This is a genomic window from Collinsella sp. AM24-1 (genome assembly GCF_003470325.1).
GTDB lineage: Bacteria > Actinomycetota > Coriobacteriia > Coriobacteriales > Coriobacteriaceae > Collinsella.
Map to the genome: position 1 here is coordinate 1 of NZ_QRHM01000060.1, position 1,205 is coordinate 1,205.

Sequence of the window (1,205 nt, forward strand, 5' to 3'; positions counted from 1 at the left end):
GTGCTTGGTTTTGGAAGTTCGCGAAGCCCACTTCCAAAACCAAGCACCCCGCCCCGGCACTCGTGGGATAGATAAGAGGGGGAGTAGATGAGTTTTACGAGCGTGGCCTTGCAGATGGTGACGGTTTCTTTGCCGATCCTGTTGGGGTGGTGTATCGCCAAGCTGGGGTTTATGAAAGCGGAGTTCGAGCGCGAGCTGTCGCATCTGCTGTTGCAGGTGGCGCTGCCGTGCTTGGTGCTTTCGTCAGCGCTGGGCGATGATGTGAAGCTTCCGAGCATTGCCGATACGTTTTCGCTCATGGGACTGTCCTTTGTGATGTATGTGGTGGCGACCGTTATCGCGTTTGCTGTCACCGCTGCTCTTCGCGTTCCCAAAGGGACGGAATGCTCGTATCGCTTCGCCGTGCTTTTCGGTAATGCCGGGTTTATCGGTTTTCCGGTTATTTCGGCGGTGTTGGGAAAACAAGCGCTGTTGTATGCATCGATTGCGCTTATCCCCCCAAACTTTCTTATGTTTACCGTCGGCGTTATGTTATTTAGCGGAATAGGTGGTGGCCTTAAAACGCAGATGCGCAATATTGCCGCCTGCTGCAAGAGTCCTGGTCTCATTGCAAGTACTGCTGTGCTTGGGATCGTGCTCACCGGATGGACCGATTGGGGCGTGCTGGGCGACTCGATTTCCATCGTTGGCACCATGACCACTCCTGCGGCATTGTTGCTCATGGGGTCGTCTATCGCCAAGTACCGTCCGCTCGAGATGCTCACCAACTGGCGTGCCTATGCTGCCGTGGCATTTCGCCTGGTTGTCGTGCCGGTGGCATGTCTTGCCGTCGCGCGCTTGTGGCCCGGCATGACGCCCATGTTTATCGCGACGCTTGTGCTCGATATGGCAATGCCGGTGGGCAGCAACGGTACGCTGTACTGCCTTCAATACGGTAAGGATGCACGCCCCATGATGCAGTGCACGTTTCTGTCGATCATTTGCTCCATTCTGACTATCCCGCTCGTAGCCACGCTGTGCGGGTAGGCATCCGGGACGGTCTCGCGCTGGGGCCTTGCCCGGCGGGATGACCTTGTCCGGGGAAGTGGGCTTCGCGAACTTCTCAGAGGAAGGCACCCGCCCGGAGGCGGCCCTCTCGACCGTTTCGATCTGCGGCGCTGATATTTTTTGGCTCTGTTAGACCAGGATTGACATACATGTGTCCC

General features: G+C 57.0%; 1 protein-coding gene. It reads left to right on the plus strand.

What is annotated here, in order from left to right; all coding sequences use genetic code 11:
* Positions 1 to 87: 87 nt before the first annotated feature.
* The gene (locus tag DW661_RS10030) at positions 88 to 1,026 is read left to right on the plus strand and encodes an AEC family transporter (RefSeq protein WP_118377586.1); all 939 of its coding nucleotides are present in this window, start codon (positions 88 to 90) and stop codon (positions 1,024 to 1,026) included.
* Positions 1,027 to 1,205: the final 179 nt, after the last annotated feature.